The sequence below is a fragment of the Lysobacter sp. SCRH-1R genome (assembly GCF_057747855.1).
The window spans coordinates 1,478,185-1,492,901 of record NZ_CM173227.1; the positions used below are offsets into that span (position 1 = coordinate 1,478,185).

Below are 14,717 nucleotides of genomic sequence, written 5' to 3' on the forward strand. Positions count from 1 at the left end.
AATGACGTGGGGCATGTCACAGGCCCGGTCTCGTGGCCGTCCTGTAGACATCGCACCTTCATCCGGCCACCCCATGTCCGAGACGCCCGACACCGCTTTCGAAACCCACCGCCCGCGCCTGATGGCGCTGGCCTACCGCATGCTGGGGAGCCGCGGCGACGCCGAGGAAATCGTGCAGGACGCGTGGCTGCGCTGGCACCAGGCCGACCGTTCGGCCATCCGCGACCCCGAGGGCTGGCTGGTGACGGCGACGACGAGGCTGGGCATCGACCGGCTGCGCCTGGCGCGTACCGAGCGCGAGGTCTATCCCGGCCCGTGGCTGCCCGAGCCACTCAACGCCGACGATTCGCCCGGCCCGGAGCAGCAGGCCGACGTCGCGGGGCAGGTGTCGCTGGCGTTCCTCGCGCTGCTCGAAAAGCTCGGGCCCGAGGAGCGCGCCGCGTTCCTGCTGAAGGAAGTCTTCGACTACGACTACGCGCAGATCGCCGGGCTGCTCGGCCACACCGAGGCGAACTGCCGCCAGATGGTCAGTCGCGCGCGCACGCGCGTGCAGGCCGGACGCCCGCGTTTCGCCGTCGCGCCGGATACGCATCGCCGCCTGCTCGAGCGCTTCATGCATGCGATGCAGCGGGGCGATCGCGAATCGATCATGGCGCTGCTGCATGCGGACGCGCGCCTGGTGTCCGATGGCGGCGGCAAGGTCACCGCGGTGATCCGCCCGCTGGAAGGTGCGGCGCGCATCGCCGATCTCTACTGGACCGTCGCGCGCCGCACGGAGGGGGAGGCCGACCTCCGCTTGGGCCACGTCAACGGCGAACCGGCGCTGCTGCGTTTCCACGAGGGACGGCTGCATTCGATCAGCACGATCGGCGTGGATGAGAACGGCCGCATCACGCAGGTGCTTTCGGTGTTGAATCCGGACAAGTTGAGGGGCTTGGTGGCGTGAGTGGCCTGCGGCGGCTGCGGCTCGGGCCCCTCTCCCTTCGGGAGAGGGGGGGGAGTGAGGGTCGGCGAAGTAGTGGCGTTGGCAGGCTGGTTTCGACGATCGGCTTGCGTCTGCAGCTTCTGTAGCCCGGGTAAGCGAAGCGCACCCGGGGATCGGGCGTGCCAGCATCCCGGGTGCGCTTCGCTTACCCGGGCTACAAATGCAAAACCGGACGACGCAACGACGACGGCGCAGCAGATCGCCGAAGCGGCGACGTGGGTGCGCGCGCTTAAGTCCCTCTCCCAACGGGAGAAGGGTTGGGGCGAGGGGCAACGGAGTCACGCGTCCGACGGCCGGCTTCAATGATCAGCTCGCGCTTGTGATGCGCACGGAGGCGTGCTGGATTTTCCAGCGCACGCAGCGATGGCGAACGATGCAGCCATGAATCCTGCCTGCCCGAACAAGCAGCGCAGCAGGACATTCGTCCGACCGCGCTCGCCCCGATGCGGCTTGGCAACTTCCCTTCCAACCCCGCGGCCATCGGGCAAAGCCCGATGGCGTTCGTCGCGACGCGTGCCAGTGGCGCGCAAGCGTCCCTCCTCACCCCTGCAAGCAGGGGCGGGAGTCAAACAAACCGCAAAGCCTCAAGCATCCGGCAACTCCTTCCGAAGCCCCACGTTCAACACATTCCACGCACGGATCGCCGCGACCGCGAACGTCAGCTCAGCCATCTCGCGCTCGTCGAAATGCTCGCGGGCGCGCTCCAGCGCATCGACCGGCACCGGCGTGGCGCCGAGCGCGTTGAGCGTCTCCGCCCACGCCAGCGCGGCGCGTTCGCGTGCGTCGAACAGCGGGCTTTCGCGCCAGCCGGGCAGGGTGTCGAGCTTGCGCTGGCTCTCGCCGTACTTGCGCAGGAGGCTGGCGTGCATGTCCAGACAGAACACGCAGCCGTTGATCTGCGAAACGCGCAGCGACACCCATTCCACCAGCTTCGGCCCCAGCGGGCCCTTGTGCAGGCCGGTGCTGAGCTGGAGCAGGTTCTGGAAGGCGCTCGGGGCGAGGGCGGTGTAGTCGAGGGGGAGGGCAGCGTTCATGTCGTCTCTCATCATTGCGGCCAGGAGAGCCGCTTCATCAACAAGGACGGACCCGCAGACGAAGTTGTGACAGCCGATCGAACGCGATTCAGCGCTCCCGCGACGTCGCCCGGGTGAGGAACGGCCACACGCCCGAAACCAGGCGCTGCATCACCGCCAATGCCAGCGACCCGAAGGAGAACGCCGCGACCACCGCGCTCCACGCTATCCACGCATCCCCGCGCGCACCGGAGAACACCAGCGCGAGATTCCCTGCCATCGCGATCGACACCGGCAACCACGCCGCCGCCGCGAACAGTCCGGCGAGCGCGACGCGGCGCACGACACCTGGACGCGAGATCGCCACGCCACCGCCCGCGATCGCGCACAACCCGAGCGCCGCCAACGCATTGCCGAACGGCAGCCCGCCGGGAAGCTCGCCTTCCAGATACGGCGCGCCGCCCACGAGCGAGCCCATCGCGAACACGGCGAGCGCGAGAAGCCCACCGATCTTCCAGCCCGGATGCATGCGTGTCCTCCGATAACCGAACGCCGAGCCTACGCAGCACGACCGGACGCCTCAAGCGCGCGTGCCCTGAAGCGAGTGCGCATCGGGCGCGCGACTCACGGTGCCATGCGCAGCGTCGTGGTCGTGCCCCGGCCTTCGTCGGACGCGAAATCCAGCCGCCAGCCGAGGTGCTCGCACAATCGCGAGATCAGATCGAGTCCGATGCCGCCGCCATCGCGACCGCCGCCACGCGCCACGCGCGCGTAGATCTCCGCGATTTCCTCCGGCGTCATGCCGTGCCCGGGATCGTCGATCACCACCGTCGCGGGCCGTTCGAGCCGGATCGTGATGCGCCCGCGATCGCTGTGCTCGATCGCGTTGCGCAGCAGGTTGCCGATGGCGACCTGCACGATCGGCAGCGGCGCGATGATCTCGCACGGCGGCAGCGCCTGGATGTCCAGGTGCAGGTCCTTGTCGCGGGTGAGATGGCGGTGGTCTTCCACGATTTCCGGGATCAGCTGGTCCAGCGCGACGTGGTCGCTGGAGCGCGCCAGCCGCGCCGGATCCTTCGCCAGCACCAGCAGCAGCGAGACCAGTTGCTCCACTTCGCGCGTCGTGCGCTGGATGCGCAGCAGCTGGCCGCGTGCGGGTTCGGGCAGACCGGGCTGCTGCAACGCGATCTCGCTCGCGCCGGCGATCACCGCCACCGGCGTGCGCAGCTCGTGGCTGGCGCTGTCGATGAAGACGCGCTCGCGTTCGACGAAGCGGTCGTTGCGTTGCAGGTAGTCGTTGAGCGCGTCGGCGATCACCACCAGCTCGGCGCTGGCCGAATCGGGCGTGTCGATGCGTTGCCCCGCCTGGTCCGGACGCAATCGTCCGATCGACTGCGCCATGTCGCGCAACGGTTTGAGCAGGCGGTTCACGCTCCATCCGATCGCGATGCACAGCAGCACGACCAGCGTCACCGTCGAGCCCAGCATGGTCAGGCCCATGTCGAACTCGCGTTCCTCCAGGTCGGTGATGTCCAGCGCGAGCGCGAGCGGACGCCCATCGACCTCGCGCACCAGCGCGACGCGTTCGACGCCGTCGATCATGATCTCGTCGTACACGCCGGGCGCGACGCCGCGCAACGGCGCCGGCATGCCGGCCGGATCGCGCCCGTCGTAGAAGGCGAGGCTGCGCGTGTTGGTCCACGGATAGTCGGGGTCGCGCTCGCGCAGCTCCAGCAGATGGTCCATCTCCGAATCGAGCAGCGTCTGCCAGACGAGGCTTTCGGCATGCTCGTTCACGACGAAGCCGTGCACCACCACCGCCACGCTCAGCACGATCACGTAGCCGAGCAGGCCCAGCAGGATGCGCCGGCGGAGTCCGGTACGCGCACCGCTCACTCGATCGCCCCGCCGGCGCCCGCCGCGGCTTCGCCGGCGATGATGCGATAGCCCACGCGCGGCAGCGTCTGGATCAGCTTCACCGGGAAGGGGCCATCGACGCTGCGGCGCAGTTCGTAGATGTGCGAGCGGAGCATGTCGCCGTCGGGCGGATCGTCGCCCCACAGCGCATGTTCCAGGCGTTCGCGGGTGACCGCCGCGGGGCTGGCCTGCATCAGCACTTCCAGCAGCTTGCGGCAGGCGGGGTACAGGTGCAGAGAACGGCCGCCGCGCGTGGCTTCCAGCGTGCCCATGTCGAGCTTGAGATCGCCCACCTGCAGCACCTTGTTGCGTCCACGTCCACGTGCGCGGGACACCAGCGCTTCCAGCCGCACTTCGAGTTCGGGAAGGTGGAAGGGCTTGGTGACGTAGTCGTCGGCGCCGGCGCGGAAGCCGGCGATCTTGTCGGGCAGTTCGTCGCGCGCGGTGAGCATGATCACCGGCGTGTCGCGGCCCGCCTCGCGCATCCGGCTGAGGACCTCGCGGCCGTCCATGCGCGGCAGCATCCAGTCGAGCACGATCGCGTCGAAGTCCACCGTCACCGCCAGGTGCAGGCCGGTGGGTCCGTCGGGCGCCGCGTCGAGCGTGTAGCCGCGCGCATCGAAATACTCGAACAGGTTGGCGACCAGGTTGCGATTGTCTTCCACGACCAGCACGCGCATCGCGGTTCGTCTCCAATGCCGGCGCGGCGGCGCCACGGCCCATTCTGCGCCCCCCGGCGTGGGAATGGCGTCGGAATTCCACGCGATGCCGCCTCGGTGGAATGCCCGGTGAACGCGATCGCGCGAAAGCCCCGGATCCGACCGCATTCCGACATGCCCGGGCGGATCGTCCACGCCGGTCTTCCGTCGTCCCGCCGTGTCCCGCCCATGCGCAGTGCCTTCATCCCGTGGTCGTTCGCCCCGATGCACGCACCTTCCCGCCTCCAGAAGATTCCGATGGACGTCCTGCCGCGCGGCGACGGCCTGCGCTTCGCGCTGACGCACATCGTCGCTCCGCTGCTCGCCTTCGCCGCGCTGCTGCTGGTGATGCGATGGCTCGATGGCGACCAGTGGATCGCCGATCGCCTCTACGCCATGCAGGGTGGACGCTGGGCACTTCGCGACGCCTTCCTGACGCAGCACGTGATGCACACCTGGGGCCGTGGCTTCGGCATCGCGCTGTGGCTCGCGGCGCTGGCGACATGGCTCGTGGCGCGGCATCGCGATGACCTGGCGTCACTGCGCGCGCCGCTGGCCTATCTGCTTATTGCCGTCGTGCTGTCGGTGCTGTGCGTGGCGTGGGTGAAGTCGTGGTCGAACATGGACTGCCCGTGGGACCTCGTGCGCTACGGCGGCGATCGGCCCTTCGTCGGCCTATGGCAGGTGCGCCCGCTGGGGCTCGAACGCGGCGCGTGCTTTCCTGCGGGACACGCCGGCGGCGGCTACGCGTGGATGGCGCTGTATTTCTTCCTCGGCGCGGTGCAGCCCCGGTGGCGCTGGGCGGGACTGGCGGCGGGCATCGGTCTCGGGCTCGCGTTCGGCATCGCGCAGCAACTGCGCGGTGCGCATTTCGCTTCGCACGACCTCAGCGCGGCGGCGATCTGCTGGGCCGTCGCGCTGATCACGTGGCGCGTGTTCCGACCGGCGCTGGTGCGCTCGCGCTGGCTCGCCGCCGGTTTCGGGCCGGAGACGAAGGCATGAGTTCCATCGCGTCGCGCCGTCCATTCGAGGACGCGCTGCGCCGTCTTCGCGAGTTCGCGGCGATCCGCCCGGAGATGACCGTCGAACGCCTCGCGTTCCGCGTCGCGGTGTTCTTCACCGTGTTCTGCAACGGCGCGTTCTTCCACGCCGTCGCGAAGACCGGAGCGCTCCACGGCCCATCGGGCTGGAAGACCGGCGTCAGCCTGGTGCTGATGATCGGCGCGCTCAACACGCTGCTGCTGAACCTGCTGCTCAACCGCTGGACCGTGCGCCCGGTGCTCACCGTGCTGCTGCCGTTGACCGCGATGGCCGCGCATTTCATGAGCCGTTACACGGTCTATCTCGATCCCGACATGCTGCGCAACATCCTGCACACCGACGGCAAGGAATCCGGCGAGCTGCTCTCGTTCGGCATGCTGCCCAGTTTGTTGTGGCTCGGCGTGCTGCCGACGGTGCTGGTGTGGCGCGTGCGGCTGCGCGTGCGTCCGATCGGGCGCGCGTTGCTGGTGCGGCTGGCCTGCATCGCGCTGTCGCTGCTGGTGGCGGGCGGGGCGATGATGGCGTCGTTCCAGGATCTGTCCGCGCTGATGCGCAATCACAAGGAAGTGCGGCACCTGATCACGCCGGGCAACTACCTCGTGTCGCTGGCCCGCGTGCTCGAACACGACGGCGCACGCCATGCGCCGAAGGCGCCCATCGGACTCGGCGCGCACGTGGTCGGGCGCGCTCCGGCTTCGAAGCCGCGCCTGCTGGTGATCGTCGTGGGCGAAACCGTGCGGGCACGGAACTGGGGCCTGAACGGTTATGCGCGACAGACGACGCCGCAGCTGCGCGACATCGGTCCGATCAACTTCACGGATGTGACGTCCTGCGGATCGGCGACGGAAGTATCGGTGCCGTGCATGTTCTCGCCGTTCGGCCGCGCGCATTACGACGAGGACCGCATCGCGCACACGCAGTCGCTGCTGCACGTGCTCGATCACGCCGGCATCGCCACCCTGTGGCGCGACAACCAGACCGGTTGCAAGGGCGTGTGCGAAGGGCTGCCGTTCGAATCCTTCGAACACGCGCGCGATCCGCAGGCGTGCACGGCGGAAGGCTGCCTGGACGAGGTGATGCTGCACGGCCTCGCCGGTGAAATCGCGCGGCGCCCGGGCGACACGGTGGTGGTGCTGCACCAGCTTGGCAGTCACGGCCCGAGTTATGCGAAACGCTATCCGGCGCGCCTGCGCCGCTTCACGCCGACCTGCGAGACCGCGGACCTGGGCGACTGCACGCGCGATCAGATCGTCAACGCCTACGACAACTCGGTGCTGTACACCGACGATTTCCTCGCGCGGACGATCCGCTTCCTCGCCGCGCAGTCCTCGCGCGACACCGCGCTGATCTATGTTTCCGATCACGGCGAATCGCTCGGCGAGAACGGCCTGTACCTGCACGGCGTGCCGTATGCGATCGCGCCCGACACGCAGACCCATGTGCCGATGGTGATGTGGTTCTCGCCCGGCTTCGCCGCCGATCGCGACCTCGATCTCGACTGCATGAAGCGCGAAAGCCATGCGCCGGCGAGCCAGGACAACCTGTTCCACTCCGTGCTCGGCCTGATGCAGGTGCGCACGCCCGAATACGAGCGGAAACTGGATCTCTTCGACCGCTGCATCGCGTCGCGCTGAGGCCGGACGCGGCGTCCGTTCCCGTTCGAACGTGACGGGACGCGGGCACTTCCAACCCGGAAGCGGCATCGCTCGCAAGTGTCTGCAGTGGGCGGTCCGCATGGCAGGCGTGCCGTGCCCGCATTCGCGCGATGCTGCGGACGGGCCTGCGCAAACCGAGGAGGACGGCCACGATGTCGACATCATTCCGCTGGGCGGGCGTGCTCGTCCTCGCGCTCGCGACGGCGCCGGCGACGGCGGCCGAGCTCGGCGTGCTCGCGCCGGTCCTCGCCGACGGCCAGCCGCAGACTCAGGCCGATCCGGCGGGGCGGCCCGCGCCGGTCGTCACACGTGTCGCGTCGGGCGGATTGTTCGACCGCATCCAGCGCGAGGCGCATGAGGGCTTCCTCGCCACCGTGCTCGCGCTGGACGAAAGCGCGCAGCGCATCGCCGGCGCGCGCGCCACGGTGCCGACGTGGCTCTATCTGTCGGGCGAGGACGGCGGCTTCGCGCGACGCGGCTTCTGGCTGGAGGAGAGCGGCAAGCGACGCTTCGTGGACGAACTGTTCGTCGACCTGGTCGTCGATGCCGACAGCATCGACGACGGCGACTTCGAGGAGATCTTCACGCACGAGATGGGGCACGTGTTCCTGCGCCGGCTCATGCCCGGCCTGCCGTCCGGCTGGTCGCGCACGCCGCACAGCAGCATGAGCGTGACCGATTATCCGACCGCGTTCGACGAGGGTTTCGCCACGCATTTCCAGAGCCTGGTGCGGCGTCATTCGCGCAATCCGCGGCTGGAGGAACGCACGCTCGGCCTGGATGCCAGGCCGTTCATTCCGCTGTGGCTGAGCAATCTCGATCGCGCCGGCCGCATCGACGGCGTGCGTCGCAACCTGTTCGTGCACCGGCAACTCGTGCCGCCCGGCAGCGATGCCGAAGCCTGGTCGCGCGCGAACGAAAGCACCGCCTTCGACATGGCGCGGCTGAAGAACGGGCAGCAGATGCTCGCGTCCGAAGGCGTCATCGCGACGCTGTTCCACCGCTGGCTGGTGCCGGGCGAGGGCACGCGCGATGCCATCGTGGCCCGCTATTCGCAGTTGTTCCGCACGATGGCCGCGGCGAGCGCGCGCGGCTGGACGATGGCGCCCGAGACGCCGATGTTCCTCGACCTGGTGGACCACCACTGCACCGACGTGCCGGCCGACTGCGCGCGCGTGCGCGGCCTCGTGCTCGACACGACCTATGGCGCCACCGCCGACGCGACGCTTCCGCGCGACACCGAAGCGATGGCCGAGCGCGGACGAATCGGCGACATGGGCGGATTCGTCGCCGGCTTGAAGCAGGCTCGCGCGCGGATGGCACAGTTGCAGGCGGCGGTGGCGAAGGATCCGAAGCGCTTGCGTTCGATGCTGGGTCCGGACCTGTGGCTGCCCGGCCGCACGCCGGTGAAGCTGCCGGGCATGGCGTCGCAGGAGGTCGCGGTGAACCTCAACACGGCGGAGGTCGAACAATTGCGTACGTTGCCGGGGATCGATGCGGAGGTCGCCGAACGTGCGCTGCACAGCCGGCGCGAGCAGGGCGCGTTCGTGGACATCGCGGATTTCGCGCGTCGCGGCGGCTTGGACGCGGGGAAACTCGCGACGCTGGAGGCCTCTGCCGAAGCGCTGCGGAAGCAGGGTCCGAACGCGCGTCGATGAAGCTTTTGTAGCCCGGGTAAGGCCGAAGGCCGCACCCGGGTCGTGCGTGACGGTCGCGGCGAGGTTCCCCGGGTGCGCTTCGCTTACCCGGGCTACAGGAGCGTCGATCAGATCGCGGCGTCGGCCTCGGGGAACTCGCGACGCTGGAGGCCTCTGCCGAAGCGCTGCGGAAGCAGGGTCCGAACGCGCGTCGATGAAGCTTTTGTAGCCCGGGTAAGGCCGAAGGCCGCACCCGGGTCGTGCGTGACGGTCGCGGCGAGGTTCCCCGGGTGCGCTTCGCTTACCCGGGCTACAGGAGCGTCGATCAGATCGCGGCGTCGGCCTCGGGGAACTCGCGACGCTGGAGGCCTCTGCCGAAGCGCTGCGGAAGCAGGGCCGGAACGCGCGTCGATGAAGCTTTTGTAGCCCGGGTAAGGCCGAAGGCCGCACCCGGGTCGTGCGTGACGGCCGCGGCGAGGTTCCCCGGGTGCGCTTCGCTTACCCGGGCTACAGGAGCGTCGATCAGATCGCGGCGTCGGCCTCGGGGAAACTCGCGACGCTGGAGGCCTCTGCCGAAACGCTGCGGAAGCAGGGCCGGAACGCGCGTCGATGAAGCTTTTGTAGCCCGGGTAAGGCCGAAGGCCGCACCCGGGTCGTGCGTGACGGTCGCGGCGAGGTTCCCCGGGTGCGCTTCGCTTACCCGGGCTACAGGAGCGTCGATCAGATCGTGGCGTCGGCCTCGGGAAACTCGCGACGCTGGAGGCCTCTGCCGAAGCGCTGCGGAAGCAGGGTCCGAACGCGCGTCGATGAAGCTTTTGTAGCCCGGGTAAGGCCGAAGGCCGCACCCGGGTCGTGCGCGACGGTCGCGGCGAGGTTCCCCGGATGCGCTTCGCTTACCCGGGCTACAGGAGCGTCGATCAGATCGTGGCGTCGGCCTCGGAAACTCGCGACGCTGGAGGCCTCTGCCGAAGCGCTGCGGAAGCAGGGCCCGAACGCGCGTCGATGAAGCTTTTGTAGCCCGGGTAAGGCCGAAGGCCGCACCCGGGTCGTGCGCGACGGTCGCGGCGAGGGGCCCCGGGTGCGCTTCGCTTACCCGGCCTACCAGAGCGTCGATCAGATCGTGGCGTCGGCCTCGAACAGATCGCTCTGCGCCACCGGCACCTCGTCGCGATCGATGAAGCCCGACAATCCCACGCCCACCAGCCGGTAACGCGTGTCCGCCGGCAGCGGTACGCGCCCGCGCAGGTCGCACGCGATGCGCGCGAGCTGCTCCAGGCTCGTCGGCCGCTCCATCGGCGTGAGGCTGCGCGTGAGGATGCGGAAGTCGGCGGTCTTCAGCTTCAGCACGACCGTGCGCGCCACGCGCTCGGGATCGCGTGCCAGTTCGCGGCCGTAGCCTTCCCAGGTCTTCCCGGCGAGGCGACGGATGTGCGGCTCCAGCTCGTCCAGCGGAATGTCGCGCTCGAAGGTGTCCTCGGAGGAGATCTGCAACGTCGGGCGCTCGGGTTCGACCGGGTTGTGGTCGATGCCGAGCGAGAGCTCATGCAGGCGTCGGCCCCATCGGCCGAAGCGCAGTTCCAGTTCCGCCGCGCCGAGCTCGCGCAGATGCGCGACGGTCGCGATGCCGAGTTCCTCCAGCCTGCGCTCCATCACCTTGCCCACGCCGGGCAGGCGCCCGACCGGCAGCGGCGCGAGGAAGGCCTCGACCTGGTGCGGGCGCACCACGAACAGGCCGTCGGGCTTGCGCCAGTCGGAGGCGATCTTCGCCAGGAATTTGTTCGGCGCCACGCCGGCGGAGGCGGTGAGCTGCGTTTCCTCGCGGATGGCCTCGCGGATGGCCTGCGCGGTGGCGGTGGCGGTCGGCAGGCCGGTCTTGGTTTCGCTGACGTCGAGGTAGGCCTCGTCCAGCGAGAGCGGTTCGATGAGGTCGGTGTGGCGCGAGAAGATCTCGCGCACCTGCCGCGACACCGCCTTGTAGCGGGTGAAATCCGGCGGCACGAACACCGCCTGCGGGCACAGGCGCTCGGCGCGGATCGCGGGCATCGCCGAGCGAACGCCGAACTTGCGCGCCTCGTAGCTCGCCGCGCACACCACCGACCGCGCGCCGCGCCAGGCGACCACGACGGGCCGCCCGCGCAGCGTGGGGTCGTCGCGCTGCTCCACGGACGCGTAGAAGGCGTCCATGTCGACGTGCAGGATCTTGCGGGGCGGTGCGGACACGGGCGGAGGGCGGTCGCGGGTGCTTGTTAGTCAAAATGCTAACAAGCGCGGGCGGTGCGGTCACGTGTCGGAAGGCGCATGCCCTTGTAGCCCGGGTAAGCGAAGCGCACCCGGGGCGCCGTCACGCCCAACCCGGGTGCGCTTCGCTTACCCGGGCTACAAAAGCGTTCACAGGGGCTCAACGATCAGGCCGCATCCTCGCTTCTCGGTGCCGCCGCGCGCTTCGCCTCGTCGCGCACGCTGCGCACGTGGTCGGACACCTGCCGCTGCATCGCATCGAACGCATCGCGCACGGCGACGTAGGCGTCCTCGTGCGAATGATCCTTCGCCGGCGTGCGGCCCGCCTCGAACGTGGCGCCGCGCATCACCGCGTGCACGTGCACGATGTAGCGGTTGCCGTGCTGGTGGCGGTGTTCGGCGTGGCGGATCGCGACATCGCAGGATTGCAGCCGCGGGGCGATCTGCCACAGCTTGTGCGCGTGCCGCAGGATGTCCTCGCGCAGCGCTTCGGAAACGGGAAGGCCTTCGAAGCGGATCGTGACGTCGTGTTGCATGGGGGCTCCGTTACGGTGGGACTGGCGTTCCATATACGGAGCCCGCCGATGCGCTGTCAGCTTGAAACTTGCACATGGCCGCGGGCATCGTGGTGGCGCATGATGTCCGACTGGCAGCGCGCCCGATGAGCACCTGGTCCCTTCCATCGCTGTTCTCGCCCGCATCCGTCGCCGTGGTCGGCGGCAGTCCGCGTGAGCGCTCGATCGGGCGCGCGGTGCTGCGCAACCTGCAGTCCGGCGGGTTCGGCGGGCCCATCGGCCTGGTGAATCCCCGTCATCGCGAGATCGAAGGCGTCGCCGCCGTGGCGCGCCTGGCCGACCTGGCGTTCGTGCCCGAGCTGGTCCTGATCGCCACGCCCGCCGCGATGGTGCCGCGCTACGCGAAGGCCGCCGCCGAACGCGGCACGTCCGCCGCGGTCGTGCTGAGCACCGGCCTGGAGCAGGGCGAAGGTTCCCTCGCCGCGGAACTGCAGGACATCGCGCGCACCCATGGCATGCGCCTGGCCGGGCCCAACAGCCTGGGCGTGATCGCGCCGCACGCGCGGGTCAATGCGAGCTTCGCCGCGCACACGCCGCTGCCGGGCGACATCGCGCTGGTCTCGCAGTCGGCCGCCATCGCCGCCGCGCTGGTGGAGTGGGGCGCGGGACGCGACATCGGCTTTTCCGCCGTGGCCGCGCTCGGCGACGCCCTCGACGTCGATTTCGCCGACCTGCTCGATTACTTCGCGCGCGACCGCCATTCGCGCGCGATCCTGCTGTACGTCGAATCGATCCGCGATGCGCGCAAGTTCGTGTCGGCCGCGCGTGCCGCCGCGCGCCTGAAGCCGGTGGTCGTGGTGAAGTCGGGCCGGCACGCGCCGCGCGGCGTCGTGCCGCAGACGCACGCGGCGGCGCTCGCCTCGCCGGATGCGGTGTACGCGGCGGCGTTCCATCGCGCGGGCATGCTGCGCGTGCGCGCGCTCAACGAACTGTTTTCGGCCGCCGAAGCGCTCAGTCGCGTGGAAACGCTGCCCGGCCGGCGTCTGGCGATCTTCGCCAACGGCCGCGGCACCGGCACGCTCGCCGCCGATCGCCTGCTCGACATGGGCGGCACGCTGGCCTCGATCTCCGACGCCGCGCGCGAGCGCATCCGGCCGATCGCTCCGACCGCGTGGCCGGGCACGAACCCGGTGGATTTCTACGGCGACGTCGATCATGCCTCGTACACGGAGGCGTTCCGTGCGCTCGCGATGGACGACGGCAACGACGCGCTGCTCGTGCTCAACACGCCCACCGCGTTGATGGACGCGCACAGCCGCGCCGATGCGCTGGCCAAGGCGCGCGAATCGTTGCCGTGGCACACGCGGAAGAAGCCCGTGTTCGCCGTGTGGCTGGGCGCGGACGATGCGGCGGTGGATCGACTCAACGCGGCGCGCATTCCCAACTATCCGACCGAGGCCGACGCCGTGCGCGGCTTCATGTACCTGGTGCGGCATCGCGAAGCGCAGATGACGCTGATGGAAACGCCGCCGAGCCTGCCGGACGATTTCGTGGTCGATACCGACACCGCGCGCGGCGTCGTCGATGCGGCGATCCGATCGGGCCGGCGCTGGCTCGATCCCGTCGAGGTCACGCGCGTGCTCGGCGCCTATGGCATTCCGATCACGCCGGTGGCGCGTGCGGTCGATGCGGACGAGGCCGCGCGCGCGGCGGCGCCGTGGCTCGCGGACGGATTGCAGGTCGCGGTGAAGGTGCTGTCGCCCGACATCGAACACAAATCCGATGTCGACGGCGTGCGCCTGAACCTGTTCAGCGAACAGGCGGTGCGCGATGCGACCGCGTCGATCCTGCAACGCGCGCGCGACCTGCGGCCGGACGCGCGCGTCGAAGGCGTGACGGTGCATCCGATGATCGTGCGGCCCAAGGCGCGCGAGTTGATTGCCGGCGTCGCGGACGATGAAACCTTCGGGCCCGTCATCGTGTTCGGCCGTGGCGGCACGGCGGTGGAAGTGATCGACGACAAGGTGCTGGCGCTGCCGCCGCTCGACCTGCGGCTGGCCCACGAGATGATCGGCCGCACGCGCGTGTCGCGCATCCTCAAGGCCTATCGCGACGTCCCGGCGGCCGATGAGCGTGCCGTCGCGCTGGCGCTGGTGAAGCTGGCGCAGCTGGTGGTCGATGTGCCGGACATCCGCGAGGTCGACATCAACCCGCTGCTGGCCGACAAGGAGGGCCTGATCGCCGTGGACGCACGCATCGGCGTCTCGCGCTCGCGCCGGCTGCACAAGGGGCGTGGGCATCCGCGACTGGCGATTCGTCCGTATCCGAAGGAGTGGGAGCGCCAGATCGTGCTGTCGGACGGCGCGAACGCGTTCGTGCGACCCGTGCGGCCGGAAGACGACGCGATGTTCCGCGAGTTCTTCGGCCGCGTGTCCGATGAAGACCTGCGCATGCGCTTCTTCCAGACGGTGAAGCATTTCAGCCACGAGTTCATCGCGCAGCTGACGCAGCTGGATTACGCGCGCTCCATCGCCCTGGTCGCCATCGACCCGCCCACGGGCGACATGCTCGGCGCCGTGCGCCTGCTGGCGGACGCGAACTACGACAAGGGCGAATACGGCATCCTGGTGCGCTCCGACCTCAAGGGGCACGGCCTGGGCTGGCGGTTGATGCAGATCATGATCGAGTACGCGCGCTGGCTGGGCCTGCGTTCGATCGAAGGCGAAGTGCTGCAGGAGAACCGCACGATGATCGAGATGTGCCGCGCGCTGGGGTTCTCCGTCGTCACCAATCCGGAGGATGCGAGCCTGGTGACGGTGTCGCTGCGGATCGGGGACATGCCGACGTAAGTTCGATGCAACCGTCGAGCACGCGCAGGTAACGCCGGGTAGGGCACGTCGCGCGGCGGCGTCGGCACAGGATGTGGCATCGACGGCGCTTTCCGCGCAACGCGTGACGAAAGAAGCGCCACGCGAGGTGCCGGAAGTGCCGACGCTGACGAACCAGGCGTCATGCGCG

The 14,717-nt window shown here is 69.5% G+C and carries 11 protein-coding genes; 5 read left to right on the plus strand and 6 right to left on the minus strand.

All coding sequences use genetic code 11. The features are described from left to right. Positions 1-73: 73 nt before the first annotated feature. Positions 74-946: an RNA polymerase sigma-70 factor gene (locus AC3ANK_RS06840; protein WP_206859228.1), complete on the plus strand. Its 873-nt coding sequence runs from the start codon at positions 74-76 to the stop codon at positions 944-946. 623 nt (positions 947-1,569) lie between these two features. Here the strand turns inward: AC3ANK_RS06840 and AC3ANK_RS06845 are convergent. The 4 genes from AC3ANK_RS06845 to AC3ANK_RS06860 all read right to left on the minus strand — a co-directional run bounded on the left by AC3ANK_RS06845 (position 1,570) and on the right by AC3ANK_RS06860 (position 4,595). Next, positions 1,570-2,019, minus strand: coding sequence for a carboxymuconolactone decarboxylase family protein (locus AC3ANK_RS06845; RefSeq protein ID WP_484172511.1), 450 nt, complete (start codon positions 2,017-2,019; stop codon positions 1,570-1,572). Positions 2,020-2,107: 88 nt separating this feature from the next. Further along, the gene (locus tag AC3ANK_RS06850; RefSeq protein WP_484172512.1) at positions 2,108-2,527 is read right to left on the minus strand and encodes a hypothetical protein; all 420 of its coding nucleotides are present in this window, start codon (positions 2,525-2,527) and stop codon (positions 2,108-2,110) included. A 95-nt stretch (positions 2,528-2,622) separates the two neighbouring features. After that, positions 2,623-3,894 (minus strand): ATP-binding protein, encoded by a 1,272-nt coding sequence (locus AC3ANK_RS06855; protein ID WP_206859221.1) that lies wholly within the window; start codon positions 3,892-3,894, stop codon positions 2,623-2,625. Continuing rightward, positions 3,891-4,595 (minus strand): response regulator transcription factor, encoded by a 705-nt coding sequence (locus AC3ANK_RS06860; RefSeq protein ID WP_206859220.1) that lies wholly within the window; start codon positions 4,593-4,595, stop codon positions 3,891-3,893. Before AC3ANK_RS06860 ends, AC3ANK_RS06855 begins: the two co-directional genes overlap by 4 nt. A 276-nt stretch (positions 4,596-4,871) precedes the next feature. Here AC3ANK_RS06860 and AC3ANK_RS06865 point away from each other — a divergent pair, with 276 nt between their 5' ends. The 3 genes from AC3ANK_RS06865 to AC3ANK_RS06875 all read left to right on the plus strand — a co-directional run bounded on the left by AC3ANK_RS06865 (position 4,872) and on the right by AC3ANK_RS06875 (position 8,967). Beyond that, positions 4,872-5,615: a phosphatase PAP2 family protein gene (locus AC3ANK_RS06865; RefSeq protein ID WP_484172513.1), complete on the plus strand. Its 744-nt coding sequence runs from the start codon at positions 4,872-4,874 to the stop codon at positions 5,613-5,615. Then, positions 5,612-7,288 (plus strand): phosphoethanolamine transferase, encoded by a 1,677-nt coding sequence (locus tag AC3ANK_RS06870; RefSeq protein ID WP_484172514.1) that lies wholly within the window; start codon positions 5,612-5,614, stop codon positions 7,286-7,288. The genes AC3ANK_RS06865 and AC3ANK_RS06870 overlap by 4 nt, the downstream gene beginning before the upstream one ends. A gap of 173 nt (positions 7,289-7,461) precedes the next feature. Further along, positions 7,462-8,967, plus strand: coding sequence for a ComEA family DNA-binding protein (locus tag AC3ANK_RS06875; RefSeq protein ID WP_484172515.1), 1,506 nt, complete (start codon positions 7,462-7,464; stop codon positions 8,965-8,967). 1,092 nt (positions 8,968-10,059) lie between these two features. Here AC3ANK_RS06875 and dinB read toward each other — a convergent pair. Both dinB and AC3ANK_RS06885 read right to left on the minus strand, forming a co-directional pair. Beyond that, positions 10,060-11,130 (minus strand): DNA polymerase IV, encoded by a 1,071-nt coding sequence (gene dinB, locus AC3ANK_RS06880; RefSeq protein ID WP_484172854.1) that lies wholly within the window; start codon positions 11,128-11,130, stop codon positions 10,060-10,062. Between the two features lie 221 nt (positions 11,131-11,351). Beyond that, complete coding sequence (locus AC3ANK_RS06885) at positions 11,352-11,720, minus strand: HPF/RaiA family ribosome-associated protein (RefSeq protein WP_206859145.1); 369 nt, start codon at positions 11,718-11,720, stop codon at positions 11,352-11,354. Between the two features lie 125 nt (positions 11,721-11,845). Here AC3ANK_RS06885 and AC3ANK_RS06890 point away from each other — a divergent pair, with 125 nt between their 5' ends. Continuing rightward, the gene (locus tag AC3ANK_RS06890) at positions 11,846-14,548 is read left to right on the plus strand and encodes a bifunctional acetate--CoA ligase family protein/GNAT family N-acetyltransferase (protein ID WP_484172516.1); all 2,703 of its coding nucleotides are present in this window, start codon (positions 11,846-11,848) and stop codon (positions 14,546-14,548) included. The last annotated feature ends 169 nt before the right edge of the window (positions 14,549-14,717 follow it).